22 protein-coding genes and 1 pseudogene are annotated in these 23902 nt (G+C 64.3%); 7 read left to right on the top strand and 16 right to left on the bottom strand.

Features of this window, described 5'->3' with window-relative positions; all coding sequences use genetic code 11:
• Window positions 1–17: 17 nt before the first annotated feature.
• Window positions 18–1148: a glycosyltransferase family 4 protein gene (locus ACFSQT_RS39055; protein ID WP_379027299.1), complete on the bottom strand. Its 1131-nt coding sequence runs from the start codon at window positions 1146–1148 to the stop codon at window positions 18–20.
• Window positions 1149–1156: 8 nt separating this feature from the next.
• Window positions 1157–1720, bottom strand: coding sequence for a polysaccharide biosynthesis/export family protein (locus ACFSQT_RS39050; protein WP_013532220.1), 564 nt, complete (start codon window positions 1718–1720; stop codon window positions 1157–1159).
• A gap of 258 nt (window positions 1721–1978) precedes the next feature.
• Between ACFSQT_RS39050 and ACFSQT_RS39045 the strand changes: the two genes are divergently transcribed.
• Window positions 1979–4213, top strand: a complete 2235-nt coding sequence (locus ACFSQT_RS39045) for a GumC family protein (RefSeq protein ID WP_379027296.1) — start codon at window positions 1979–1981, stop codon at window positions 4211–4213.
• 47 nt (window positions 4214–4260) lie between these two features.
• Here the strand turns inward: ACFSQT_RS39045 and ACFSQT_RS39040 are convergent, their stop codons facing one another.
• From ACFSQT_RS39040 to ACFSQT_RS39015, 6 genes are all read right to left on the bottom strand, one after another.
• A complete protein-coding gene (locus tag ACFSQT_RS39040) occupies window positions 4261–5097 on the bottom strand; it encodes a GNAT family N-acetyltransferase (protein ID WP_379027294.1) in 837 nt (278 codons plus the stop codon).
• Between the two features lie 5 nt (window positions 5098–5102).
• Window positions 5103–5849 (bottom strand): aspartate/glutamate racemase family protein, encoded by a 747-nt coding sequence (locus ACFSQT_RS39035; protein WP_379027538.1) that lies wholly within the window; start codon window positions 5847–5849, stop codon window positions 5103–5105.
• Between the two features lie 2 nt (window positions 5850–5851).
• Window positions 5852–6670, bottom strand: coding sequence for an ABC transporter permease (locus ACFSQT_RS39030; protein WP_379027292.1), 819 nt, complete (start codon window positions 6668–6670; stop codon window positions 5852–5854).
• A 1-nt stretch (window position 6671) separates the two neighbouring features.
• Window positions 6672–7583, bottom strand: coding sequence for an ABC transporter permease (locus tag ACFSQT_RS39025; RefSeq protein WP_379027290.1), 912 nt, complete (start codon window positions 7581–7583; stop codon window positions 6672–6674).
• 248 nt (window positions 7584–7831) lie between these two features.
• Entirely contained in the window at window positions 7832–9121 is a 1290-nt protein-coding gene (locus ACFSQT_RS39020) for an ABC transporter substrate-binding protein (protein ID WP_379027288.1), read from the bottom strand.
• A 33-nt stretch (window positions 9122–9154) separates the two neighbouring features.
• Window positions 9155–10243 carry an ABC transporter ATP-binding protein gene (locus ACFSQT_RS39015; RefSeq protein WP_379027287.1) on the bottom strand — a complete coding sequence of 363 codons (1089 nt, stop codon included), beginning with the start codon at window positions 10241–10243 and terminating at the stop codon, window positions 9155–9157.
• A gap of 262 nt (window positions 10244–10505) precedes the next feature.
• On the opposite strand from ACFSQT_RS39015, the gene ACFSQT_RS39010 reads away from it, so the two are divergent.
• On the top strand, window positions 10506–11219 hold the full coding sequence (locus ACFSQT_RS39010; protein ID WP_379027286.1) for a GntR family transcriptional regulator: 714 nt from the start codon (window positions 10506–10508) through the stop codon (window positions 11217–11219).
• Between the two features lie 2 nt (window positions 11220–11221).
• Here ACFSQT_RS39010 and ACFSQT_RS39005 read toward each other — a convergent pair whose 3' ends face one another.
• Complete coding sequence (locus ACFSQT_RS39005) at window positions 11222–12451, bottom strand: GNAT family N-acetyltransferase (RefSeq protein ID WP_379027285.1); 1230 nt, start codon at window positions 12449–12451, stop codon at window positions 11222–11224.
• A 91-nt stretch (window positions 12452–12542) separates the two neighbouring features.
• Here ACFSQT_RS39005 and ACFSQT_RS39000 point away from each other — a divergent pair, with 91 nt between their 5' ends.
• Window positions 12543–13601, top strand: a complete 1059-nt coding sequence (locus ACFSQT_RS39000) for a polysaccharide deacetylase family protein (RefSeq protein ID WP_379027284.1) — start codon at window positions 12543–12545, stop codon at window positions 13599–13601.
• Between the two features lie 22 nt (window positions 13602–13623).
• Here ACFSQT_RS39000 and ACFSQT_RS38995 read toward each other — a convergent pair whose 3' ends face one another.
• Window positions 13624–13839 (bottom strand): DUF2842 domain-containing protein, encoded by a 216-nt coding sequence (locus ACFSQT_RS38995; RefSeq protein WP_379027283.1) that lies wholly within the window; start codon window positions 13837–13839, stop codon window positions 13624–13626.
• A gap of 309 nt (window positions 13840–14148) precedes the next feature.
• On the opposite strand from ACFSQT_RS38995, the gene ACFSQT_RS38990 reads away from it, so the two are divergent.
• The gene (locus tag ACFSQT_RS38990) at window positions 14149–15309 is read left to right on the top strand and encodes a COX15/CtaA family protein (protein WP_379027282.1); all 1161 of its coding nucleotides are present in this window, start codon (window positions 14149–14151) and stop codon (window positions 15307–15309) included.
• Window positions 15310–15328: 19 nt separating this feature from the next.
• On the opposite strand, the pseudogene ACFSQT_RS38985 reads toward ACFSQT_RS38990, so the two are convergent.
• The 3 genes and pseudogenes from ACFSQT_RS38985 to speB form a co-directional block, all read right to left on the bottom strand.
• Window positions 15329–16168, bottom strand: a pseudogene (locus ACFSQT_RS38985) (aminoglycoside phosphotransferase family protein).
• Window positions 16165–17091 (bottom strand): N-acetyl-gamma-glutamyl-phosphate reductase, encoded by a 927-nt coding sequence (gene argC / locus ACFSQT_RS38980; protein ID WP_379027281.1) that lies wholly within the window; start codon window positions 17089–17091, stop codon window positions 16165–16167. The pseudogene ACFSQT_RS38985 and the gene argC overlap by 4 nt, the downstream one beginning before the upstream one ends.
• Before the next feature lie 30 nt (window positions 17092–17121).
• Window positions 17122–18129, bottom strand: a complete 1008-nt coding sequence (gene speB / locus ACFSQT_RS38975; protein ID WP_379027280.1) for an agmatinase — start codon at window positions 18127–18129, stop codon at window positions 17122–17124.
• Between the two features lie 124 nt (window positions 18130–18253).
• On the opposite strand from speB, the gene ACFSQT_RS38970 reads away from it, so the two are divergent.
• Window positions 18254–19462, top strand: coding sequence for an acyltransferase family protein (locus ACFSQT_RS38970; protein WP_379027279.1), 1209 nt, complete (start codon window positions 18254–18256; stop codon window positions 19460–19462).
• Window positions 19463–19558: 96 nt separating this feature from the next.
• Window positions 19559–20617: a glycerophosphodiester phosphodiesterase family protein gene (locus ACFSQT_RS38965; RefSeq protein ID WP_379027278.1), complete on the top strand. Its 1059-nt coding sequence runs from the start codon at window positions 19559–19561 to the stop codon at window positions 20615–20617.
• 126 nt (window positions 20618–20743) lie between these two features.
• On the opposite strand, the gene ACFSQT_RS38960 is transcribed toward ACFSQT_RS38965, so the two are convergent.
• On the bottom strand, window positions 20744–21616 hold the full coding sequence (locus tag ACFSQT_RS38960) for an aldo/keto reductase family oxidoreductase (RefSeq protein WP_379027277.1): 873 nt from the start codon (window positions 21614–21616) through the stop codon (window positions 20744–20746).
• A gap of 91 nt (window positions 21617–21707) precedes the next feature.
• Here ACFSQT_RS38960 and ACFSQT_RS38955 point away from each other — a divergent pair, with 91 nt between their 5' ends.
• Window positions 21708–22607, top strand: coding sequence for a LysR family transcriptional regulator (locus ACFSQT_RS38955; RefSeq protein WP_379027276.1), 900 nt, complete (start codon window positions 21708–21710; stop codon window positions 22605–22607).
• A gap of 223 nt (window positions 22608–22830) precedes the next feature.
• Here ACFSQT_RS38955 and rpsI read toward each other — a convergent pair whose 3' ends face one another.
• Both rpsI and rplM read right to left on the bottom strand, forming a co-directional pair.
• Window positions 22831–23313 carry a 30S ribosomal protein S9 gene (gene rpsI / locus ACFSQT_RS38950; protein ID WP_095081242.1) on the bottom strand — a complete coding sequence of 161 codons (483 nt, stop codon included), beginning with the start codon at window positions 23311–23313 and terminating at the stop codon, window positions 22831–22833.
• A 1-nt stretch (window position 23314) separates the two neighbouring features.
• The gene (gene rplM, locus ACFSQT_RS38945; protein ID WP_379027275.1) at window positions 23315–23779 is read right to left on the bottom strand and encodes a 50S ribosomal protein L13; all 465 of its coding nucleotides are present in this window, start codon (window positions 23777–23779) and stop codon (window positions 23315–23317) included.
• Between the last annotated feature and the right edge of the window lie 123 nt (window positions 23780–23902).

The raw sequence follows: 23902 nt of genomic DNA, 5'->3' as shown, positions 1-23902 counted from the left end.
AGCTTGGGGCTGCGGCCCTATTTGTTGAGCGCGGCGAAGTAGGCCTTCTCGATGTCGGCGGCCATCACATCGGCGCCGAAGCGTGCCTTGAGGCTGGCGCCGTCGGGCATCAGTTTGCGATAGGCGGCGGGGTCGACCAGCGCCTGGTGCATCTTGTCGGAAAGCTCAACAGGGTCAGGCCGGATCAGGGCGGGCGAACCGGTGCCGAAGATCTCCGGGATGCCGCCGACGGACGTGGCGATCATCGGCTTTCCCGCGGCCAGCGTTTCCAGGACGATATAGGGCATGGCTTCGGCGCGCGAGGGAACGATGATGAGCGCGGCCAGCGCAAAGGCCTCCCTGGCCGGCATCGGCGGCAGGAAGCGGACATGGCTCTCTAGCCCCAGTCGCTTCACTTGAGCGTGGTAGCGGGGCAGGTCGTCGCCGTCGCCGACCATCACCGCAGTAAGCGCCCGACCGATCCGCGGGCCGACATTGGCCAGCGCATCGATGAAGATGTCGGGTCCCTTCAGGTCGCGCATCATGCCGATATAGAGCAGATCGGCCGCGTCGGGCTTGCTCGGCACCGGCTCGAACTCCGCGGCCCGCAGGCCGTTGTAGACCAGGGTGTTGGGGATCGGCGGCTCGCCGACCTTGCGGCGATAGGTATGCCTCTCGTAGTCGGAGACAAACAGCAGGCAGTCGGTGAAACGCGCCATGAAGCGCTCGAGCGCGAAGAACAGTTTTCCGGTGGTCGTGTTCTCGTCATAGTGGAGGGAGCCGCCATGCGGCGAATAAAGGCGGGCTACGCGAGACCTTGATACCCGCAACAATGAGCCGAACAGACGGGCATAGGCGCCACCCTTGGCGCCATGCCCGTGCAACACGTCCGGCCGCAATTCCTTGATGATCCCGTAGGTGCGCAAGGCCGACGCAAGGTCGCCCAGGCCGACATGGCGCTGCATCGGCGTGCGATGGATGCCGAGCGCCAGCATATCCTTCATCTGGTCGAAGAGATGTTCCTCGAACGCGCCGCCGGTGGTCGAATCGCAGACGATGCCGACGGAATGCCCGGCGGCGACCTGCGCCTCGGTCAGGTCGCGCACATGCCGGAAAATCCCTCCGACGGGTGAGCGAAAGCAGTGGACGATCCTGAGGTTGTCCGCCACGTGGTTCGTCAGAACAGGCGTTCGCGGACGTAGACGGTATCGCCAGGCAGCAGCGGGTCGGACGTGACCACGCGGCCGGTCATCACCTTGCCGTTGATGTCGCGGGTGATGTCGACGCTTTCCTGGTTGGCGCGCGGCGTGAAGCCGCCGGCAATGGCGATCGCCTTTTGCACCGTCAGGCCGGGGACGTAAGAGTATTGGCCGGCGGCGCCCACTTCGCCCATGACGAAGATCGGCCGGTAGCGGTCGATCTCGACCGAAACGTCGGGGTCGCGCAGATAGCCTTGCCGCAACTTGTCGGCGATTTCCTTCTCCATCTGCTGCGCGGTGTGGCCACGTGCCGGTATGGCGCCGACAAGCGGGAAGGAGAGGTAGCCGGATTGGTCGACGCTGTAGGTGTTGGTCAGCCCGTCCTGCTCGAACACGGTGACGCGGACGCGGTCGCCGGCGCCAAGACGATAGGGTTGATCGAGTACCTCGTGGAAGGCTGCCGGTGTCGGCCGGTAGCTGGAACAGCCGGCAAGCATCGATACGGCAAGCAGCGCGCGAAACAGGGAAGCAGTGCTTTTCATGACCGGACAGGTACCTTCGACTGGGCCGCTGCAGCCTCGCAGCAACTCTAGGGATCAGGGTCCGTTATCATCCTGTTAGGGTTAATGGCCGGTAAAGGGAGCGGCGAACACTCGGCGCGCCGGAAAGAGTTTTAGGATTTTTGGCGGTTTTGTTTGTCGCTCGCCAGTAAACCCTAACGGAAGCTTACCGCAGTCTTAACGGCTGAGTTACCATAGTTGTTTACGGTGTGTCCTGACCCAGTATCGGAGTAGGGATGCATGTCCGTTCAGTCCGCGGCCGCAGATGTCGACGTCGATCTCAGGCAGCTCTTCGCCAGCCTGGCGAGGAACTGGCTGCGCATCCTTATCGTAGCCCTTGTGGTGACCGGCGCGGCTTTCGCATTCGCCTCGCTTGCCACGCGCCACTACAAGGCTCAGACGCAGGTGGAGATCGCTCCGCGTGAATCCGTTTACACGCGGCCGGCCAGCAACAACGACACCGACAAGCCGATTCTCGATGAACAAGGCGTGGCCACCCAGGTCCAGATCATTTCCTCCAACGAAATCCTCAAGCAGGTCGCGCAAAAGCTTGGTCTGGAAAAGCTGCCCGAGTTCGACGATGCGCTCGACATGTCGCCGTTGAGCCGCGCTCTGGTCCTTGTCGGCTTGAAGAGCGACCCGATGGAAATTCCGGCGGAAGAACGCGTCCTCAAGAAAATGCACGAGAAACTCAACGTCTATGGGGTCGAAAAGACCCGCATCATTGCCATTGAGTTCTCCTCGGAAGATCCCAAGCTCGCCGCCGCCGTACCAGACGCCATCGCCGCCGCCTATATTGCGGGGCAAGGAGCGGCCAAGCTCGAATCGAACAATGCCGCCGCTGATTTTCTGGCGCCGGAGATCGCCGACCTGCAGCGGAAGGTCAAGGATGCCGAGGCCAAGGTCGCCACCTACCGTGCCCAATCCGATCTTCTGATGGGCGGCAACAATTCGGTGCTTGCCACCCAGCAGCTTTCCGAACTGTCGAGCGAACTGATGCGGGTGCGCGCCAACCGTGCCTCGGCGGAAGCGACCGCCGACAGCGTGCGCAAGGCGTTGCAGGGCGGCGGTTCGCTCGATGCCGTGCCCGAGGTCTTGTCTTCCGACCTGATCCAGCGCCTGCGCGAGCGGCAGGTGGAGCTCAGGGCCAACATCGCAGATCTTTCCACAACCTTGCTCGACAATCACCCGCGCATCCGGGCGTTGAAGTCTCAGCTTGCCGACCTCGACGGCCAGATCCGCAACGAGGCGCAAAAACTCATGAAAGGTCTGATGACCCAGGCGCAGACCGCGCAGGCTCGTGAGAACCAGCTCGTTGCCGACGTCAACGCCCTGAAGGCCGCATCGGCCCGCGCCGGCGAACAGCAGGTCGAACTTGATGCCTTGCAGCGCGATGCGACCGCCAAGCGCCAGCAGCTCGAATCGTACCAGGCCAACTACCTCAGCGCGGCGTCGCGCAAGGACCGCAACTATCTACCCGTCGATGCCCGGGTGGTGTCTCTCGCCCAGGTCCCGTCCGAGCCCTATTTCCCGAAGGTATTGCCGATCGTCGGCGCTGCTTTCGTCGCGTCGCTGCTGGTCATGGCCATTGTGACGCTGCTGCGGGAGCTGTTTTCGGGCCGTGCGATGCGGCCGGCGCCAGGCTCGCGCTTCGAACGCATCGATGAGGTCTCGATGCCGGATGTTCGTCATGAGCCCGTCATCCTGCAGGATTCTGTCGTTCGCCGGGAAATGGCAGAACGTCAGGCTGAAGCCGAGGCGCAGGCCTACGCGGCCGCGATGCCCTATGGGGCCAAGGCGGCTGACAGGGTCGCGATGCCCGATGCGGCGATGGCGCAGGAGACGGCTGTCGAGGTCGAACCGGCTCGTTCCACCCTGGGTGAGATCGACGTCGAGAAGGCCGCCGAAAAGCTGATCGCCAGTGGTGCGGCGCGCGCCATATTCGTCTCGCCGGAGGGCGACGAGGCAGCCGCATCCGCGGTCCTGGTGGCCCGCGAGGTGTCCGATGCCGGCCTGCGCGTCCTGTTGCTGGACCTAACCGCTTCGGGGGCCGCCTCGCGGCCGATGCTGGACAGCGGCCTTTTTCCCGGCATCACCAACCTGCTCGCTTCGGAAGCGCAGTTCAGCGACGTCATCCACGCCGATCTCTACTCGGACTGTCACGTCATTCCCGTCGGCACCGCCGATCCGGTCCGCGCCATGCGCGCCGCCGACCGGCTGCCGATCATCATGCAGTCGCTGACCACGGCCTATGATCTGGTCGTGGTCGAGTGCGGGCCGGCCGATGCGCAAGGCATCGGCCGTCTGGCCGGCGATGCCACCGAGGTGTTCCTGTCCATGCTGGAGCCGGATGATGAAGTGACGCAGGCCGCGGTCAAGCTCATCGAAAGCGGCTATCCCGACCTGACGCTGGTGACGCCGCTCGGCCACGAACCGCCCGGCAATCCGGTGCCGGGACGGCGCACGGCTGCCTGAAAGAGCCGTGGATCCGCGGCGGAAGCCTCTCTGAGGTCCGCCAGGTGCTATCCCAGTTCCAGGGTCGTCACGCCGAACAGCCGCTGCAGGTCGAGTTTCGGAGGCAGGCCCTTGTACATGCGGGTGGTGCTGAAGGTCGGCGCAAAGCCGGCCGCCTCGAGCGCCGCAATGAAACCAATGTTCTCGGCCGGAACGTCGATGTGCAGGTCGCCGCCCTCGCAGGCACCCGCCAGTCCGTCCAGCAGTTGCAGTGCCGTGTCTATGTTGTGGGCAAACAGCGGGCCGATCTTGAAACCTGAGCGGCACGGCCGAGCCACGGCATAGCCGGTGGTGCCGCGCGAGCTGATCGCCGCCAGCCCGTGGTGCGGCGCCTGCAGCCATCGCTGCAGGAAGGCTCGCCGAGGTGCCGGAAAACAAGATGCGTCATAAGCGATGATGTCGGGCACGAGCTGGGCCGTCACCGTGCGCAGCCCGTCGGCCCTGACCGCCGGGCCTGCCGCGCGGCCGCTATAGCGGATGGTCTCGTAGGCGGGTCTGAAGCCCTTGCGCAGGTAATTGGCCTGCTGCTCGGCGACGCCGTCGAGGCCGATGGTCCTGCCTGCAAGCCTGTTCATGCCGGCATTCCACACCGCCTTGCCGTAGCCTTTGCCGCGCTTGTCCGGCCGGCAGATGTAGAGGCCGATGAAACCGAATTCGCTTCCATAGGCCACTGCCGAGATCGCCGCGACCATTTCGTTGCCGACAAAGGCGCCGATAAAGCCCAGGGGATCCGCAGCCTGGAACATCGCCGCGTCTTCGAGGCCGGGGTTCCAGCCTTCCGCCGCCGCCCAGTCGATCAGAACCGCCAGCTCGTGCAGCGACAGTGTGCGGATGGTCGGCTTCATTGCGCTCACTCCGCGGCGACGGCGCCGGGTGAGAAGGATTTCAGCATACCAAGATAGGGCTTGGCCAGCGGGCTGGCATAGGCGCCGCGCTTCGAAGTCGAAAGGCCGAGCGCTATCAGGGTTTCCGCCTGCTTCAGCGCCGCGCCGACGCCGTCGATGACCGGCAGATCGAACTCCGCCTGCAGCCGGTGCGCAAGATCGGCCATGCCGGCGCAGCCGAGCACGATAGCCTCGGCGCGGTCTTCGTCGATCGCCCGGGCGATTTCGTCGCGCAGTTTCTCGACCGCGCCGGATGCCGGATCTTCAAGCGCAAGCACCGGAATGTCGGCGGCGCGCACGCGCGCGCGGCCCGCCATGCCGTAGCGCTGCACAAGCCCCTCGACCGGTACGCGCGAACGCTCGGTGGTGGTCACCACGGTGAAGCGCTGCGCGATGAAGGACGCCGTGCCGAGTGCCGCCTCGCAAATGCCTATGACCGGAATGGAGGCCATGGCGCGCGCGGCGTCGAGGCCAGTGTCGTCGAAACAGGCGATGATCGCCGCCTGCGCGCCGCGACGCTCGCCGGCGGCGATTTCCATCAGCAGGCCGGGCACCGCCAGCGCCTCGTCATAGTAGCCTTCGATCGAGGCCGGTCCCATGGACGAGGTGACGGCAACGACCTCCGTCCAGGCGCCGGCGACGGCACGCGCCGCGGCACCTATGGTCTCGGTCATGCTCGCCGTCGTGTTGGGGTTCACCACAAGAATCCGCACGTTCAAGCTCTCGCCCGGCGGCGGCCGACATAGAGGATGGCGCCCAGCGTCGCCAGGATCACCAGGAAGGAAAAGACCGTGGTCACCGTGCCCAGCGCATAGAGCACCGGCGTCGTCACATTGGTGGTCATGCCGTAGATTTCCAGCGGCAGCGTATTGAACGTGCCTGACGTCATCAGCGTGCGGGCGAACTCGTCGTAGGACAGCGTGAAGCCGAACAGCCCGACGCCGATCAGGCTCGGTGCGATCATCGGCAGCACGACATGGGCGAAGGTCTGCCAGGAGGAGGCGCCGAGATCGCGCGCGGCTTCCTCATAGGCAGGCGAGAAGCGGTTGAAGACGGCGAACATGATCAGCACGCCGAAGGGCAGGGTCCAGGTCAGATGGGCGCCGAAAGCCGACGTGTACCAGGCCGGCCGAAGGCCGATCTGCTGGAAGACGACGCCGATGCCCAGTGAAATGATGATCGAGGGCACAACCAGGCTGGCGACCGCCAGGTAGAACAGCGCGGTGGCACCGCGGAATTTTCGGCGGAAGGCGAGGCCGGCGAGCAGCGACACCGCGACGGTGACGATCATCACCATGACGCCCAGCACCAGCGAGCGCTTGAAGCTGCCGCCGAAATCGCCGACCGCCTGGCGCTCGAACAAATTGGCGAACCAGTGCAGCGACACGCCGTTGAGCGGGAAGGTGAGGCCGCCGGTTTCGCCCTGGAAGGACAGGATCAGGATCGCCGACAGCGGGCCGTAGAGGAACAGCGCGAACAGCGTGAAGAAGGCCGCCAGCACGTAGAATTCGAGGGTGCGCTTTTCGCGGCTCACGTCAAAGCTCCTTGCGGATATCGACGATGCGCAGGATGCCGGCGACCATCAAGAGCACCAGCACCAGAAGCACCACCGCATTGGCGGCGGCGGCCGGATATTGCAGCAGCGACATCTGGTTCTTCATCATCAGCGCCACCGACGCGCTCTGTCCGCCCGACATCACCTGGACCGTCGAGAAGTCCGCCATCACCAGGGTGACGACGAAGATAGTGCCGATCGCCATGCCGGGCTTGGCCAGTGGAATGATGACGTTCCACAGCACCTGCCAGCCCGAAGCGCCGGCATCGCGCGCGGCCTCGACCAGCGACTTGTCGATGCGCATCAGCGTGTTGAAGATCGGCGTCACCATGAACAGCGTGTAGAGATGCACCATGGCCAGAACGACCGCGAATTCGGAATAGAGCAGCCATTCGATGGGCTTCGGCACCAGGCCCAACTGCACCAGCGTCGAGTTGATCAGGCCGTTGCGGCCGAGCACCGGAATCCACGAGATCATGCGGATGATGTTGGAGGTCAGGAACGGCACCGTGCAGACCAGGAACAGCACCATCTGCATGGCCGTGGTGCGGATGTGGAAGGCGAGGAAATAGGCAACCCAGAAGCCGATGAACAAGGTCAGCGCCCAGACGATAGCGGCGAATTTGATGGTGTTGAGGTAGGTCTTCCAGGTCACCCAGGAGCCGAGCACGTCGGAATAGTTGGTGGTCAGGAAATCCGGATACATGGCGGCGAAGTCGTAGTCCCAGAAGGAGACGACGACGATCATCACAATGGGCAAAAGCAGGAACGCGCCGAGGATCAGCGCCAACGGCGCCGATTGCAGGTAAGGCGCGACCGCGCCAAGCGAGAGCCGGCGGCGTGTGGCCGGTTTGGCGGCGGCGATTGCGGGGCGTTCGAGCGCGACTGTCATGCAAAACGCCCTTGGTGCAATTTCGCCAAAGAACATCTTGCAAGGTAGCGATCCTTCCCACCCCCCTCTGTCCTGCCGGACATCTCCCCCGCAAGGGGGGAGATTTCGCTCTCAATGCCGTTTTCGCCAACCACCAACGTTGCAAGAATAACATCGGCAGCGAAACTGCCGATTTCCCCCCTTGCGGGGGAGATGTCCGGCAGGACTGAGGGGGGTGGGAAGGAATGAGACATCTCAGACTGGCTACCTTACGCCGCGATGAACTCGTTCCAGCGCTTCACCATGTAGCGGTCCTCGTCCATCACCGAGTTCCAGCAGGCGACATGGCCCATGCGCTCCTCGAACGAGCCGCCGTCACGCAATGCGCCGGCCTTTTCCATGACCGTGCCGTCGGGCGCCTTGATGTCGCCCTTGGCCGGCTTGCCTTCGATCCAGTAGCCCCACTCGTCCTCGGTCATGAACTTCTTGGCCGAGACCATGTTGGCCGAGTAGTAGCCCTGGCGGTTGAGATAGCCGCCGACCCAGCCCGACGTGTACCAGTTGATGTATTCGTAGGCGGCGTCGAGTTCGGCGCCCTTGAGATGGGCCGCGAGGCCAAGGCCGCCGCCCCATGAGCGGTAGCCTTCCTTGAGTGGCTGGAAGCGGCAGGCGATGCCCTTGGAGCGCACGGCGGCGACGGCCGGCGACCACATCGACTGGATGACGACTTCGCCCGACGCCATCAGGTTGACGCTCTCGTCGAAGGACTTCCAGAAGGCGCGGAACTGGCCGCCCTGCTTGGCCTTGATCAGGAAGTCGATCGTCTTGTCGATCTCTTCCTTGGTCATGTTGCCCTTGTCGGCATATTTGATGTTGCCCATGGCTTCCATGATCATCGCCGCATCCATGATGCCGATGGAGGGGATGTTGAGGATCGCGGTCTTGCCCTTGAAGGCCGGGTCCATGATGTCGGCCCAGGTGGTGATGTCGCGGCCGACGAGGTCGGGGCGGATGCCCAGCGTGTCGGCGTTGTAGATGGTCGGCACCATGGTGAACCAGTTGGTCGGCGCCTTGGCGAAGGTCTTTGAGTCCTGCGCCTCGACGAAGCCGACCGTGTGCGGCGCGGTGCCCTGGGCAATGACGCTGTCGGGGGTGAGCTTGCCGGTTTTGAACAGCGGCACCAGCTCGTCGTAATATTTCAGCTTGCTGACATCCATCGGCTGCAGCACGCCGCTCGGGAATACCTTCTTGCAGATCCAGTATTCGATGTCGGCGATGTCATAGCTGTCGGGCTGGGTCACGGCGCGCTGGGCGGCGGCGTCGGAATCGGTCGCTGTCATCTCCAGTGTGATGCCGAGGTCGGCCTTGCACTTGTCGGCGATGGCATTGAGGTTCGACACGCCGGTGCCGAACTGGCGCAGCGTGATGTTGGATTGCGCCCAGATGGTCGGGAAGCCTGATATCACGCCCGAGCCGGCGGCAAGGCCGACGGCGGCCGCACCCGTCTTGAGCAGCGAGCGGCGCGAAATGCCTGTCTTGGTTTCTATGCTGTTTGTCATGTTTTTCCCCTGTTTTGGTTTGCTTCGTCGACGTCATGAATGAAGGCGGCCGAGAACGATCGCATCCTCGCTATCCCAGGCGAGCGATACGGCGTCGCCGATGGCAACGGGTCTGGCGAAGAAGTCGCAATCGTCGATGATGACGGTGAAATCGTCGATGCCGCCGCCGGTGACGGACAGCTTCACCGTGGCGCCGCGGTATTCGATGTTGGCGACGATGCCGGTGAAGCCAAGGCCGGGCGAGGGCGCGGCGCCGATGCGCACATGGTCGGTGCGGATGGCGATGTCGATCGGCTGTCCCACCTCGTGTGGTTTCCCACTGGCCGCCAGCGAGCCGCCGCCATTGACGTCGAAGACGACCATGCCGTCGCGCTCACCGGTGGCGCGGCCGGAGATGACGTTGTGGTCGCCCATGAAGCGGGCGACGAAGGCGGTGGCCGGCCGTTCGAACACGTCGCGCGGCGGGGCCGCCTGCTCGATGCGGCCGTCATTCATCACCACGATCAGGTCGGCAAGCGCCATCGCCTCCTCCTGGCTGTGGGTGACGTGGACGAAGGTGATGCCAAGCGACGTCTGCAGCTTCTTCAATTCGGCGCGCATGCGGATCTTGAGGAACGGATCGAGTGCCGACAGCGGCTCGTCGAGCAGCAGCGCCTCCGGGTCCGTGATCAGCGCGCGCGCCAGTGCCACGCGCTGCTGCTGGCCGCCGGAAAGCTGTGCCGGCCGGCGCGTCGCATAGGCCTCCATCTGCATCAGCTTGAGCATGTCCAGCGCCTTGGCGCGGCGCTGTTGCTTGTCGACGCCCTTCATCTTGAGGCTGAAGGCGACATTGTCGATGAGGTCGAGATGCGGGAACAGCGCGTAGGACTGGAACATCATCGCCGTGCCGCGTTTGGCCGGCGGCAGGTCGGTGACGACGGTGTTGCCGAGGCGCACGTCACCGGATGAGATGCTCTCATGGCCGGCGATCATGCGCAGCGTCGAGGTCTTGCCGCATCCCGATGGGCCGAGCAGGCAGCAATAGGTGCCAGCCGGGATCTTCAGGCTGATGTCCTCGACGGCCGTCGTCGTTCCATAGACTTTCGAAACGGACACGATGTCGATTTCGGCGGCTTTGGACATCAGGCTTCCTCGGTTGGTCGCACTAACCAATGCATCATGCGTGCCAATCGCGGCGTGGCCGTCCAAGCGATTGAATTGTCGGGAAAATCAGCACTTTTGCCCGCTGCCCATCGAATGGGCTGGCTTGTGCGTTGCACAAATTATGGGCTATTGTCAGCGAAATGCACAAAAATCGTATGCAATCTTTTTTGGCTTCGTATTCACTTTGCCTCTCGTGCACGGACGACGAGTCGCGTTAGAAGGAGACAGGAAGATTTCCGCCATGAACATTGCCGACCAGATCTACTCCGCCACCGACAGCGCCACGCAGGATCGCGCCCAGGCGATCCGCGACCAGCTGCGCGACGCCATCGTCGACCGCCGGTTGGCGCCGGGCACCAAGCTGTCGGAAGGCGAGGTCGGCACGCTGTTCGATGTCTCCCGCACCGTGGCGCGCGCGGCGCTGCAGATGCTGTCCTTCGAGGGTCTGGTGCGCACCGAGCGCAACCGTGGCGCCTTCGTCGCCAATCCTTCGCCCGAGGAAGCGCGCCAGGTCTTCGCCTCGCGCCGGCTGATCGAACCCGGCATAGCCGTTGCCGCCTGCGGGCGCGTCTCCGCTGCCGACATCGCCGCCTTCAGGGTGCAGCTCGACGAGGAGGGCCGCTTCATCGCCGAGCGAGGCCCCAATGCGCGGCGTTCCGAGATCAAGGCGTCGGGCGATTTCCATCTGCTGCTGGCCTCGGTCGCCGGCAATGCCATCCTGCAGCGCTTCATGGAGGAACTGGTGGCGCGCTCCTCGCTGGTCATCGCGCTTTACGGGCGGTCTGGCGTGTCAGCCTGCGGGCATAGCGAGCACACGGGGATTGTCGGCGCGTTGGAGAGCGGCGATTCCAGTTTGGCGAGCCGGCTGATGCTGCACCACATCGACCACATCGAGGCGGACCTCGATCTGCGCGTCAGGGCTGGCCCAGCGCTCCGCGAAGCCCTCAACTTCTGAGACTAGCTCTCATCCTCGCCGGTCGCGGCCGCTGCCTGTCCGGCCGCCTTGCGGCGCAGCATCTTGGTCAGCTTCCAAATCGTCGGACTGTTCTTGATGAAGGCCTTGATCCCAGCCCCTTGCCGAAGCGTCAGCGCCAGCACGCGACCCTTCAGGGTCAAGGGAACCAGCACCTCGAAATGCTGGGTTTCGATATCGCACCACAGCCGCTTGTAGGGCTCGTCGCCGACGGAGAAGTCGTAGACCTCGATGCCGGTCTGGCAGGCCTCCTGGATGTTGTCGAAGAACAGGAAGTCGCCGGGGCTGGTATGGCCGAGATCATCCTCGGCGATGGCCCCGAACTCGCAGATCAGGCGCTTGCCCGAGCGGCTTGACCCGGTGACGGCGCGAAGCTTGCCGGCAACCTCGAGCCCGTGCAGCACGAAGCAAGGTCTGTCCTCGGCGAGCGCGTCCGTGAACAGCGCGCGGAAGAAGGCGCGCACGCGGTCGTCGCCGAAGACGTTGATGATGCCCATCTTGCGAAAACGGAGTTCCTTCATCTCGAAAAAGGCATCGAGCAGCCTGTCCACCTCGTCCGCCGTGCGCGCCTCGATGCGCCGGTGGCTGCCGACGGCCTCGAACTTGCGCATCTGCGAGCGGTGCTTCTTGCGCTTGCGTTTGCCGCTGGCGCGAGAAAGCAGCGCGTCGAAGCCACCGGCGAGGTCGACGGCCAGCGACAAATTGGGACTGGCGAAATGGTCGAGCAGGGCGAGTGGGTTGGCGACGCCGTCGAGATCGGGCAGCAACCGCTCCAGCGCGACGAGATCGATGTCCGGACGCGCCTTGGCGATTGCCCCCAGCATCGATCGGATGGCCGCGACATCCGCCTTGGCCAGCCAGTCCGGGTCGGCGGCGACGAAATTGCCATTGGCATGGCGGCCGCCCATGAAGCAGGCGACGCGGAACGGACCTCTGACGGTGACCTCCAGGGCCAGCGCAAAAACCGGCCGGCCTTCGGCACTCAGCGTCGCGACAACCAGATTCGGTCCGGCCTGCCCGGCCCAGTTCAGGATCCAGGCAGCACTCTGCGCCGGCGCGAACAGGGCCGAGCGGCAGAACTCGGCATAGGCGGCTAGCCCTTCCGCGGACACCACGGAAATCGACAGGCCGGCCTGATGCAGTGGCAAGGCGCGCGAAGACGACTCGGTCGCTGCAAGCCGATTGCCGTCAAATGACGCTGTTGCGTCAACCATACCTCAATCCTTAGGGCGTATTGATCGCAATTTGGGGGTTCGCGTAGGCGCATTCCGTGCTTGGATCAGCCTAGGCGCAAAAGGTGAATGAATGATCGACGGGGGCGAGGCAATCCGGAAACTGGCGCTGAACGTCGCCCGTTATACCGGGCTTGCACCGCTGGCCAAGCCGTTCATCGGCGGCATTGGCGCCATATTGATGCTGCACCGCGTTACCGCGACGCCGGAAAAGCCGGACAGCGTCAACCGGCATCTGAACATCGCGCCTGGCTTCCTCGATGCCGTGATCGCCGACATGAAGGCGAGCGGCTATGCCTTCGTCTCCATGGACGAAGCCGTCGAGCGCATCAAGGTAGGCGGCAAGGGTGGCGAGTTCGCCACCATCACCGCCGACGACGCCTATCGCGACAACATGACCGAGGCGCTGCCGGTGCTGGAAAAGCACGGCGCGCCGATCACCATCTATGTCGCGCCCGGGCTGATCAACGGCACCGCCGACCTGTGGTGGGATGTGGTCGAGGACGTTGTCAACGCACGCGACAGCCTCACTCTGACGCGGCCGAACGGTCCCCTGACGATCGACTGCTCTACGCCTGCGAAGAAATTGCAGGCCAACGCACGCCTGCACGCCTATCTCACCTCCGAGGTCCGCGAGGAGGATCTGCAGGCCGTGCTGCGTGACCTGGCTCGCTCAAATGGCGTCGACGCCGACGGCCCGCGCCAGCGGACGTTGATGAGCTGGAACGAAATCCGCAGCATCGCCGCGCATCCGCTGGTGGCGATTGGCGCCCACACGATCAATCACAGCAATCTGAAGCGGCTTTCCGAAGCCGATGCGCGGCACGAGATCGGCGCCGTGCGCGACATCCTGCAGGCTGAGCTCGGCGAAAAGCCCAGCCATTTCGCCTATCCCTATGGCTATGCCAGCGCCGTAGGCTGCCGCGAAGTGGGCTTTGTCCGCGACGCCGGCTATACCTCCGCCGTGACCACGCGCCACGGCGTGCTGCGCGCCGAACATTCCGGCTTCCTGCATGCCTTGCCGCGTATTTCGGTCAATGGCCGCTACCAGAGCCTCGCCCACATCCGCACCATGCTGTCGGGCGTGACGACGCCGCTCGCCAATGCCGGCAAGATGGTCGTCACCATTTGACGGCAGCCGGCCGAGGCACGGCTTAGCGCTTCGCTTTTGGCTCCAGCATCAGCCACTTGATGATGCCCATCGCCGGCAGCACCCACAGCAAACCACTGAGCAGGAAGAACAGGAAATGCACCCACGGGCCCGACTCCGACAGCTGGGCGACCGCGAAGATCGATGCCAACAGCGCATAGATGATGACAAGCGCCACCAGCAGAAACGCTCCGATCAGCTTCTTCAGGCGCACGGGCATGGTTGGCTCCTAGAGCATGATGCCGAAAAGTGTGAAGCGGTTTTCGGACGACATCATGCTCTATCTCTTTGAGTTAGAGGCGGATTCAGATTTCAGGTCGATTCGACCTGAAATCATCCGGCTCTGGTCGAGGCTGCCTGGAATTCGGGTAACGATCCGGCAAGCTCAGTGTGTCGGCTTCGCATAGGCCTTGACGCGACCCTGTGCAACCGGTGAGACGCGGCGCGACGGCGTGCCGCGCTGTCTGGTCTTGCCAGCACGGGTGGGATGGTCCACCAATCCGCCAAATCAACCTGCCGGGACAAGACCATGGCTGCCATATCAGCTGCCGCGCCCCTCGTGGCCCGCGACCGCGACCTGTACAACCGGGCGCTGCTGCGCGGCTGGCTCTATGTGGTGGTGCTGGTGCTGTTTGCGCTGGTGCTGGTCGGCGGCGCCACCAGGCTCACCGGTGCCGGGCTGTCGATCACCGAGTGGAAGCCGATTCACGGCGTGATCCCGCCGCTCAACGACGCCGAGTGGCAAGAGGAATTCCAGCTTTATCAGCAGATCCCGCAATATGCCGAGCTCAACAAGGGCATGAGCATCGAGGCGTTCAAGTCGATCTTCTGGTGGGAATGGGTGCATCGCATCCTGGCACGCAGCGTCGGCCTGGTCTTCGCCTTGCCGCTGCTGTTCTTCTGGGCGACGCGCCGCATCGAGCGTGGCCTCGGGCCGAAACTCGTGGGCATCCTTTTGATCGGTGGCCTGCAGGGCGCCATCGGCTGGTGGATGGTGGCGTCCGGTCTGGTCGACCGGGTCTCTGTCAGCCAGTACCGGCTGGCGACCCACCTGACGCTGGCGGCACTGATCTTCACCGCCACCATGGTCGTGGCGCGTGGGCTGGCGCCACATTCCGAACCCGCCGCCGATCGGTCGACGCAGAGGCTGGCCGGTTTCATCGTGCTTCTGGCGCTGATCCAGATTTATCTCGGCGGCCTTGTCGCAGGGCTCGACGCCGGCCTGAGCTACAACACCTGGCCGCTGATGGACGGCAAGATCATCCCGGGTGATTTGCTGATCCTCGAGCCGGCGTGGCGCAATTTCTTCGAGAGCCCGAAGACGGTGCAGTTCATCCATCGGCTCGGCGCCTACACGGTCTTCGCTGTCGCGCTCTGGCACATGATCGCCACGCGTCGTCGGCTGCCCGGCTCGACCCATGCCCGCCGCGCGACGCTGTTGTTTCTGCTGGTTCTGGTGCAGGCTTCGATCGGCATCGGCACGCTGTTGATGCAGGTGCCGCTGCATATGGCACTGACGCATCAGGCATTTGCTTTGATCGTATTGGGCTTTGCCGCCGCGCATTGGCGCGGCACCAAGGGCGCCTATCCACTGCCGACACGGCCACCCATGAAACGCAGATACATTCTCTTTGGTCTCTTGGCAGCTGCAATAGTCTACATTGCAATCGAACTGCCTCGCTACGTCTAACGCGATGTGACTGCGGCGCTCAGAAGCTGAGCCGCACCTGTCGGACCGTCTCGGCGACAGACAGCTCACGGGTCTCATCGACCACATTCCCGTCCTCGCGGTGCCACGCGGCCGACAGGCAACCATAGGCGATGGCGTGGTCGAGGATGGCTGGCGGTGCTTGGCCCAGTGTCCTGGCAAAGACTTCGGCGATATGCGCGATCCGCTCCGGATCGAGGCAAAGATCGTCCCGGTCGAGCGGGTTGTAGAACATGTTGGCGGCATCGAAGCCGGGATCGCCGAGAACGCCCTTCGGATCGATCGCCCGCCAGCCGCGCGGCCCATGCAGGATGTTGTCGTGGTGCAGGTCGCCATGCAGAGGCCTGGTATCGTGCGGATTGGCGAGCAACCGGTCGGCAATGACGGCGGCCTCGACATAGATGCTGTCATGGCCGGCATCGCGGTCGGTCGCGGCCTTTCTGAACAGGCCTGAAAACCGCTCCTTGAGCGGTTGGAGCTCGGGCGGGAAGGGGTCTTTCGCAGGCGAAAACAGTCTTGCCATTACATCCGCCGCGATTGCGGTCGCGGCGTTGTCGCCCTGTTCGCAGAGAACCTGCTGCAGCAGGGTTTACCGGCGTATTCGAGCAGAATGCCGTGGCCGTCGCGGCCGAGCAGGCACACCGCGCCCTCGCCGCACCGCCAGGCGAGGAAATGCTCGCCGCGCAATTCGTCGGCGACGTCATCGAAGGGCCTGAGCGCCTTGACGATCGCCGGCGAACCGTCCTCGCGCCGTACTTTCCAGATGCGGCTCGAAAAGGTCGGCGATGAGTTCGGGCGCGCTGACCTTCCAGCGCGCCGGAAATGCCGGCGCGTCCATCAGAGGCCGAGCATCAGATCCATGTTCTGGACGGCGGCACCCGAGGCGCCCTTGCCGAGATTGTCGTAAACCGCCAGCAGCAGGGCCTGCGCGCGCTTGTCGTTGGCGAAGACGTAGACCTTCATCCGGTTTGTGCCGTTGTAGATCTCCGGATCGATCTCCGGCACGCGCTCCAGATGCGCATAGGGTGCCACCTCGACCACGCTGCCCTTGATGGCGGCGAAATGGTCGGCAATCGCCGCATGAAGCTCCGCACCCGTCGGCACGCGGTCGAGACCGCCGAGCTGCAGCGGCACCACCGTGATCATGCCTTGCGCGAAATTGCCGACCGCCGGCTGCATGATCGGATCGTGCGACAGCCTGGCATAGGCCCTTAGTTCCGGCACGTGTTTGTGCTGCAAGGTGAGGCCATAGGGCAGGAACTCCGAGGCGTCCTCGCCCTTGGCGACATAGTCCTCGATCATCGGCCGTCCGCCGCCCGAATAGCCCGAAATGCCGTTGACCGCGATCGGGAAATCCGCCGGTAGCAGGCCAGCGGTGACCAGCGGCCGCAGTGTCGCGATCGGTCCCTGCGGCCAGCAGCCGGGGTTGGCGACGCGCTTGGCCGAGGCGATCGTCTTGGCCTGCTCCTTGTCCATCTCGGCGAAACCATATGCCCAGCCTTCGGCGACGCGATGCGCGGTCGACGCATCGATGACCTTGGTGGTGTCGTTGGCGATCAGCGAGACACTTTCCTTTGCCGCATCGTCGGGCAGGCACAGGATCGCGACATCGGCCGCATTGAGGAACTCGGCGCGCGCCGCCGTTTCCTTGCGGCGCTCGGCCGGGATGGAGATGATCTCCAGGTCGCCGCGCTCGGCAAGCAGCGCCCGGATCTGCAGGCCGGTGGTGCCGTGCTCGCCGTCGATGAAGATTTTCGGTTTCATTGCCTGATCAAATTCCCTGAGATTTCAAGACTATATGCCATGACCCTGATTCACCGCGGCAGCATTGTGGTTGCCGTTGTTCAGCTCTTCAAGCCGTGCTTTTCGTTCCGCCAGCAAACCGAGATACTGCATGGCCACCATCGAGCCGGCAATCGCCGTTATATCGGCGTGATCATAGGCCGGCGCAACCTCGACGACGTCGGCGCCGACAATATCGATCTGGTTGAGCTGGCGCAGCGTCGACAGGATTTTTGCCGAGGACGGCCCGCCCGCAACCGGCGTGCCGGTGCCGGGCGCATAGGCCGGATCGAGGCAGTCGATGTCGAAGGTGAGATAAGTCTTCTTGCCGCCGGTGCGGTCGACGATGGCGTAGGCGATGTCGGACGCCCGCATCTCCTCGATTTCATGGCCGTAGAGGATTTTGATGCCGAACGTGTCCGGCGCATGGGTGCGGATGCCGATCTGGATCGAACGGTCGGGATCGATGATGCCTTCATTGACGGCGCGGCCGACGAAGGAACCATGATCGATGCGCTTGCCGTCGTCCGGCCAGGTGTCCTGATGGGCATCGAACTGCACCAGGGCAAGCGGGCCGTGGATGGCGGCATGCGCCTTGAGCAGCGGCCAGGTGACGAAATGGTCGCCGCCCAGCGACAACAGGAAGGCGCCGGATTTCAGGATCTTCGACGCTTCGCGCTCGATGGTGCCGGGCGTCTTCTGGTGGTTGCCGGAGTCGAGCAGGCAATCGCCATAGTCGACCACCGCGAGATGCTCGAACAGGTCGCGTGAAAACGGGTATTGCGGGTCATTGTCGAGGATCGCCGAGGCGCGGCGAATCGCCTGCGGCCCGAAGCGGGCGCCGGGCCGGTTGGTGACGGCGGCGTCGAAGGGAATGCCCCATACCACCGCGTCCGCGCCCTTCACGTCCTTCGTGTATTTGCGCCGCATGAACGACAGCGCGCCGGCATAGGTCGGCTCGAGGGCAGCGCCCGTTTTGGAACGGGCGGTGAAGGCGTGGTCGATGTTCTTGGTCGCCATTACGGATCCTTGTTCTTCATCGGGGTGCAACAACTACAGAACCGGCACGCAACATGCCAGTCACAGCTTGGCGAGACGAAACGGCGCCCCTCAAATGCCATGACAAAACAGGATTTGTATCACCATGACGCAGACGGCGTTTCTTAATCCTCCCCGCGCCGTGGTGTCGACCCACATAGGCACGATCGCCGGCGAACGCTTCCTGGTTCTCGATTCGTGGCGCGGCATCTGCGCGCTGCTGGTGGCGCTGTTTCACTTCCCGACCGGTTCGACGATTTCGCAAAGCGCCTTCGTCGGTTCGTCCTATCTTTTCGTCGACTTCTTCTTCGTTCTTTCCGGTTTCGTCATCGCCAGCAGCTACGGCAACCGGCTGAGCCAGCCGGAAGAGGTGGCTCGCTTCGCCCTGGTCCGCTTCGGCCGCATCTACCCGCTGCATCTGCTCATGCTGGCCGCCTTTGCCGGCTTCGAGCTGCTGCGGCTGGTGCTGCCGCAACTGCATGGTACCGGGGCAGCTCCCTTCACCGGTGGCTTCGACCTCAGGAGCCTGCTTGCCAATCTTCTCTTGCTGCAAGGCGTCGGCTTCGAGGATCAACTGACCTGGAACGCGCCAAGCTGGAGCATTTCGGCCGAGTTCTTCGCCTATCTCCTGTTTGCGGGCGTGGTCTTCGTCGCCGGCGCGCGCGCCTGGGTATGGTTCGTCGCCGCTGCCGTCACCGCGCCGCTGTTCCTGCTTGGCTTCTCGACCCATCATATGGATGTGTCCTTCGATTTCGGCTTCATCCGCTGCCTGTACGGCTTCTCGCTCGGCGCCCTGCTTGCCTGGTTTCAGCATGATTCGATTGCGGAGGCGCGACTGGCGCTGGCCAAGGGCGACCCGCGCATGGCCTGGACCCTTGCCGAGATCGTCATGGTGGCCGTCATCGTGATTTTTGTCTCGCTGGCGGGAAACAATGATTTCGGCATCGCGGCGCCACTGGTGTTCGCGCTGGCGCTGTTTCTTTTCGGCCACGAGGGCGGCTGGATCAGCGCCCTGTTGAGGACGCCGTTCATGCTGACGCTGGGCGCACTGTCCTATTCGATTTACATGGTCCACATCTTCGTCCAGGCGCGCATGATCAACGTCGCCGGGCTGGTCGAGCGCAAGCTCGGCTTTGGCGTCGTCGGCGACATCGTGCTGCGCGGGCAGCCGGCGACTGGCTTCGGCGCCGGCTGGACAGGGGCCGTGGCGATTGCCGTCATGCTCGTCGCCACCATTGCCGTCTCCTGGATCACCTGGCGTTTTGTCGAAATGCCGGCCATGGCCTGGTTCCGCCGGCTCTCGAAACGCATCTGACGCGCACCTGACGCGAAAGCTTCTAGCCGGCTTCGTTCACCCGCCTGTCACGGGCATCGCCTATCCGGGTCTCGACCCGGCAAGGAGCGATTCTCGATGCGGACCATCTGTCTGAGCCTTCTGCTTTCCGCGGCACTTGCGGCTTCCTCTGGCCAGGCCGTGGCCGGCAAAACCCGCGCCAGGCAGATTCTCGACCGCTTCGAGCATGCCAACCAGTGGCGCGACCACGTCATGATCGCCGCGCACCGCGCCGGCAGCATGCAGGCCGGCAAGACGCTCTATCCCGAAAATTCGATCGCGGCCGTGAAAGGCTCGATCGCCATGGGCGCCGAAATCGTCGAGGTCGACATCAGACGCTCGAAGGATGGTGAGTTCGTCGTCATGCATGACAGCTGGCTCGACCGCACCACGACCTGCAAGGGCGAGGTGGTCACGTACACGCTGGCCGAACTGAAAACCTGCAGGCTGGTGGTCGAAGGCACCGGCGCGGTGTCGGGTGAAACGGTTTCGACGCTGCGCGAGATGCTGATGGCGACCAGGGACAGGATCCTCATCAACCTCGACAACAAGCTCGAGGTCGGCGATCTCACAGGCATGATCGCGGTGGCTCGTGAGCTCGGCATGGCCGAACAGGTCATCGTCAAGGAAAACCTGTGGAACCAGAACAGGATTGCCTCGGTCAAGGCCGCCATGGATGCCATCGGCGGTGGCTTCCAGTTCATGCCGATCATCGCCGACGACGCGGTGCATGATGCCGGTTTCGCCGAAACGGTCGACCACGCCTTCTCGCCGCGCGCGACCGAGCTGATCAATTGGCGGGCAGGCGCCGAGACGCTGACCGAGACCGGCGGACCGCTGTTCAGCACGCGCATGCGCGCGGCCGCGGTGCGGGGCAACTGGCACATCTGGGCCGACACCTACGCCATCGTCAACAAGCCGGGCGGCTTCCTCGCCGGCGGCCGCGGCGACGAACTGGCGGTGAAGGCCAGCCTGCCGCGCGAAGCCTGGGGTTTCTGGGCCGATCGCGGCGCCACCATCATCCAGACCGACGAGCCGAAGGCGGCAATCGACTGGCTGGCGGCCAACGGTTTTCGCGTGCCCTATGCCGACGAGGCGCGATCGGCCGAGCCGGCGAATACAGCGAGCATCAACTAGGAGCACTGGTGCCGCACCCGCCTGGGAGCGCCGGCGCCATCACCCCACCCGGGGGTGACTGCCGAGCCCTAACAGGCCGGCCGAAGGACGGCCCTTTGCTTATGCAACTGCGCGCAGCGCCTGCCGTCAAGCGGCCATCGCAATCCCATCCAACGCCTCAAGCACCTCATCCGAAAGCGCAAGCTCTGCCGCGGCGAGGTTTTCCCGCAAATGCGCGACCGACGATGTGCCGGGGATCAGCAGGATGTTGGGCGCACGACGCAGCAACCAGGCGAGCGCGACCTGCATCGGGGTGGCACCGAGGCGCCGCGCCACATCGGACAGCGTCGAAGACTGCAGCGGGTTGAAGCCGCCGAGCGGGAAGAACGGCACATAGGCGATGCCGTCGCGGGCAAGGCCGTCGATCAGGCCGTCGTCGCCGCGATGCGCCAGATTGTACTGGTTCTGCACACAGACGATCTCGGCAATCCGGCGTCCTTCCTTGATCTGCGCCGATGTCACGTTGCTCAGTCCGATGTGCCTGACCAGACCCTGCCGCTGAAGCTCGGCCAGGACGGTGAGCGGCGCTTCGATCGATCCTTCGGCGGGACCATGCGTGTCGAACATGATGCGCAAATTGACCACATCGAGCGCCTCGAGGCCGAGATTGCGCAGATTGTCGTGCACCGCCTGGGTCAGCGCTTCGGCGGAAAAGGCCGGCAGCCACGATCCATCCGCGCCGCGCCGGGCGCCGATCTTGGTGACGATGACCAGATCCTGGGGGTAGGGGGCCAGCGCCTCGCGGATCAGCCGATTGGTGACGTGCGGGCCATAGAAGTCGCTGGTGTCGATATGGTCAATCCCCTGAGCAACGGCCTCGCGCAGCACGGCCACTGCCGCGTCATGGTCCCTGGGCGGCCCGAACACACCGGGCCCGGCAAGCTGCATGGCACCGTAGCCGAGCCGTTTCACGGTGTGGCTGCCAAGGGTGAAGGTGCCGGCCGGTTGGATATTGGACATGATCGATCTCCTGTGAGGAGGCGAAGATAGGCGCTGCTCAACCGCGTGATAATCGGCTACAATCCACACGGGCTGTGCGGAATGGCGAACAATGATGAACCTCAGTGATCTGAACGCCTTCGTGGCGGTGGCGCACGCCGGTGGTTTTCGCGACGGTGCGCGTGCCAGTGGCAGCAGCGCCTCGGGCTTGAGCGAGGCGGTGCGTCGCCTGGAAGTGCAGCTCGGTGTCAGGCTGTTCAACCGCACCACGCGCAGTGTCGTCCCGACCGAAGCGGGCCTCAGCCTGCTGGAGCGGCTCGGTCCGGCGCTGTCGGAGGTGGAGGCGGCGCTCGACGTTGTGAATGGCTTTCGTGACAGGCCGGCGGGCTCGCTGCGCCTCAATGTACCGGTCAGCGCCGCACGGCTGATACTGCCCGACATTGTCCCTCGCTTCCTTGCTGCCTATCCCGGCATCCGGCTCGAGGTGATCGCCGACGAAAACTTTGTCGACGTGCTGGCGGCCGGCTGCGACGCCGGCATCCGCTACGACGAGCGGCTGGAACAGGACATGATCGCGGTGCCGATCGGGCCGCGCGTGCAGCGTTTCGCCACCGCCGCTAGCCCTGCCTATCTCGATCGCCATGGACGGCCGCAACATCCGAGCGACCTGCTCGGCCACGCTTGCGTGCGCGGCCGCTTCGCCAGCGGCGCCATGCTGCCATGGGAATTCGAGCGCGAGGGTGAGGTGGTGCGCATCGATCCGACGGGGCCGCTGATCGTGCGAATCGGCGGCGCGACCGATCTGGCCGTCGATGCGGCCATCGCCGGCACCGGCATCATCGGCCTCTTCGAGGGCTGGCTTCGCCCTCACTTCGAAAGCGGCGCGCTTGAGCCCATTCTCGAACCGTGGTGGCAGAGCTTTACCGGGCCGTTCCTCTACTACCCCGGCCGGCGCCTTGTGCCTGCCCCGCTGCGGGCGTTCATCGACTTCATCAAGACCGGCAGAACCTGAGACCTGGCGCCAGGCATGGCCTGCGTCGGCGCTGCCACCCCACCCGCGCCTTCGGCGCGACCTCCCCTCGAGGGGAGGTCGAAGAGCACGGCGCCCTACCTCCCCTTGATGGGGAGGTCGGCGCAGCGCCGGGTGGGGTGAATGCCGAGCCGCAAACAAAGAGCCCTAAACGCAAAAAGGCCGCCCGAAGGCGGCCTTTTCGATTGGTAAAACTGCGGAGCGCTTAGCGCTTCGAGAACTGGAACGAGCGGCGGGCTTTCGCCTTGCCGTACTTCTTGCGCTCGACGACGCGGCTGTCGCGGGTCAGGAAGCCACCCTTCTTGAGCACTGCGCGCAGCGCCGGCTCGTAGTAGGTCAGCGCCTTGGAGATGCCGTGACGCACAGCGCCGGCCTGGCCCGAGAGGCCGCCGCCGATGACGGTGGCGACGATGTCGTACTGGCCCGAGCGGTTGGAGGCGATGATCGGCTGGTTGAGGATCATCTGCAGGACCGGACGCGCGAAATAGGTCGCGAATTCCTTGTCGTTGACGATGATCTTGCCGGAACCCGGCTTCACCCAGACACGCGCGATGGCGTTCTTGCGCTTGCCGGTGGCATAGGCGCGGCCCGACTTGTCGAGCTTCTGGACGTGGACGGGGGCCGCGGCTTGCGCGTTGGTGTTGCCGGTGGCGGCGCCCAGTTCTGCGAGCGAGGAAAGCTCAGCCATCTTATGCGACCTTCTTGTTCTTGGAATTCAGCTTGGCCACGTCGAGAACTTCGGGCTGCTGGGCGACATGCGGATGCTCTGCACCTGCATAGACGCGCAGGTTCTTCATCTGCCGACGGCCGAGCGGGCCACGCGGCACCATGCGCTCAACGGCCTTCTCGACGACACGCTCGGGGAAACGACCCTCGAGCAGCTGGCGCGCGGTGCGCTCCTTGATGCCGCCGGGGTGGCCGGTGTGCCAGTAATAGACCTTGTCGGCGAACTTCTTGCCGGTGAACACCACCTTGTCGGCATTGATGACAATGACGTTGTCGCCGTCGTCGACATGCGGGGTGAAGGTCGGCTTGTGCTTGCCGCGAAGATGATTGGCGATGACAGTGGCGAGACGGCCGACGACGAGACCCTCGGCGTCGATCAGGATCCACTTCTTCACCACATCCGCAGGCTTCTGCGAAAAGGTTGTCATATTTTCTGCTTTCGGTTCGGACCTTCACAAAGGGAAGGCGTTTCTTGTTGCTTGGATTGGCGAAAAGCGCCTGCCCGCCGCCAATAACAAAACGGCGGCCTTTGCGGGCCGCTGCTTCGTGAC

Origin of the sequence: Mesorhizobium calcicola (assembly GCF_042682105.1) — a bacterium.
Taxonomy (GTDB): Bacteria; Pseudomonadota; Alphaproteobacteria; order Rhizobiales; family Rhizobiaceae; genus Mesorhizobium; species Mesorhizobium calcicola.
The sequence above is the reverse complement of the archived record's forward strand: the minus strand, read 5'-3'. Positions and strand labels throughout refer to the sequence as shown.